The following is a 2,334-nucleotide window of genomic DNA, read 5'->3' on the forward strand; positions in this document are numbered from 1 at the left end:
GGTGCCCACAGATCGGCGGCGCTCCGAAACCCCATCGAGCACAGGCTTTCGGGCATCCCGTGCGTGGACAGCGCATGCAGCAGATGCCGGCCCGCATCGCTGTCGCCGTCGATCAGCGCGACGCGTGCGTCGGCGTCGAAACCGAGTGCGTGCGGCAGCGCGTAGACGAGGCCGATATTCCAGTGCGGAACCGGGGCGAGCAGCGCGAGATAGCGTTCGAGATGCGCGGGGGGCGTGTGATCGGCCACCAGCGGTTCGCTGTCGGCCAGGCGCGCCAGTTCGTCTGCGACAGCGGCGGGCACGTCGGCGCGTACGCCGGCCAGGTTGCCATCCGCGCATCGGCCGAGCCAGAAGCGCGGCGCGGGCGAGCAGTCGGGATCGTTCTCGCGTGCGATCCGGCGATCCGGATGCAGGCGGAACAGCGTGCGGTAGTCGATCTCCAGCCAGTCGTGTGCGTCAGGCATGCGTGGGGCAGGGGCTCCGGTCAGGTGGCGGCGAATTGCGCGAGGAATGCCAGGGCGGGCCCGCGCGTCCCTTCGTGCGCACGCTGCACTGTGGGGCGATTGTAAGCCGGTCGACGATCGCGCGCCGATGCAACGCCGTGACGTTCGCGTCAGCCGGGCCGGTGCGGCGTGACGGCGCGCGGCCGACGGTTGCCGGCCGGCAGGCGTTTCAGTTTCGAAACGTTCGCGCTTCCTGGCGGTGCGCGATTCTTGTCGCTGGCCCCGTATCGGCCCGCGCGGCCTTGCGGCGTGAAGCATGGTGCGCTCCTTGCATATCTATGCAGGCCGTGAGCGCGGTCGCGGACGCAGTCGGTCCGGCGATCGCTTCAGTGGGTCGGACGTATCGGAGACGGGGACAAGAGAATGAAAACAGACCGAATCGCAACATGTCATGTTGCAAACATGAATCGCCGACCTGCCGGGTTATTCGTTTCGCCGTTTTTCGAGGCGACGTAAGCGCGCGGCTTTCCGTTCCATCCGAGCAATCGGGTTCGTTCTGAACGACGACGTGCAGGTGTGACGCACGAGGCCGACTGGTGCCGGTCGGCCGTCGGGGATGAACCGTGAATGCCTGTGGATGGCCCGGCCCGGATCCCGGATCGTCATGCTGCCGCGCCCAACGCGAGTCGTCGCGCGGTGTAGGTGCGCGCGCGCCGTGCATCGCGTCGGCGCGCCGGGTCCGAACCGGATCGCACCGGAAAGCCGGCAGCGCATCGATGCATTCGACATTGCGGAACACATGTAGTCCAGGGGAAGCGTTCACCAGCCGTAGCAGGGCGGGCGCCGCGAAATTGTGCTGTCAGTTGATCCACTACCCCGATGGATCAATTGTTGAAGCGCCCATCGCCCAGTGGCGGATGGGCGTCTTTTTTTGTGCGCCGGTTTGCGACGCGAGCCATCGGCCCGATCGCGCGGCGTTCTGTATCATGTGCTGGCGTGCCTGGCCGCCCGTGCGGGCGCACGGCTTGCCGGCGCGCCCGATCACGCGTTGCCAACATGAACGACAAAGCCCTGCACGACCCTTCAACCGCCGGCGTCGATCCGGCCGCCCTCGATGCGCTGCACGCGTTCGTCGAGCGTCATCCGCGCCTGCTGGTGCTGACCGGCGCGGGCATCAGCACCGACTCCGGCATTCCCGGCTATCGCGACCGCAATGGCCAATGGATGCGCTCGCCGCCGATCCAGCTCCACGAATTCCTCGGCTCCGATGCCGCGCGGCGGCGCTACTGGGCGCGCAGCATGATCGGCTGGCCCGTCGTCGGCCGCGCGCAGCCGAACGGGTCGCACGTTGCGCTGGCGCGGCTCGGCAGCGCAGGGCGGATCGAGCGTCTCGTCACGCAGAACGTCGACGGCCTGCACCAGCGCGCGGGCAGCGGCGACGTCATTGAGCTGCACGGCGGCATCGACGGCGTCACGTGCCTCGGCTGCGGCGCGCATCATGCGCGCGCGACGATCCAGGTCATGCTCGAGGCGGACAATCCCGAACTGCTGGGCGCGGAAGCCGAGCCGGCCGCGGATGGCGACGCGCACCTCGAATGGGCCGCGCTCGATACGTTCCGCATTCCGGCATGCCCCGCGTGCGGCGGGCTGCTGAAGCCGGCGGTCGTGTTCTTCGGCGAAAACGTGCCGCGCGAGCGCGTGGCGCTCGCGTCGCAGGCGCTCGATGCGGCCGATGCGCTGCTCGTCGTCGGCTCGTCGCTGATGGTGTATTCCGGCTACCGCTTCTGCGTGTGGGCGCAGGCGCAGCACAAGCCGGTCGCCGCGCTCAATCTCGGTCATACGCGCGCCGATCCGATGCTGACGCTGAAGGTCGAAGCACGCTGCGCGCCCG

Annotated in this window: 1 protein-coding gene and 1 pseudogene; one reads left to right on the forward strand and one right to left on the reverse strand. The window is 68.7% G+C overall.

All coding sequences use genetic code 11. The annotated features are described in order from the left end of the window. A pseudogene (locus JYJ84_RS34485) lies at positions 1–464 on the reverse strand (GNAT family N-acetyltransferase); the annotation flags it as partial. A 1,035-nt stretch (positions 465–1,499) separates the two neighbouring features. Here JYJ84_RS34485 and JYJ84_RS34490 point away from each other — a divergent pair. Further along, positions 1,500–2,334: NAD-dependent protein deacetylase (locus tag JYJ84_RS34490; RefSeq protein ID WP_205190111.1), on the forward strand; the 835-nt coding region annotated here is incomplete at its 3' end.

This window comes from Burkholderia sp. LMG 13014 (assembly GCF_905232215.1).
Taxonomy (GTDB): domain Bacteria; phylum Pseudomonadota; class Gammaproteobacteria; order Burkholderiales; family Burkholderiaceae; genus Burkholderia.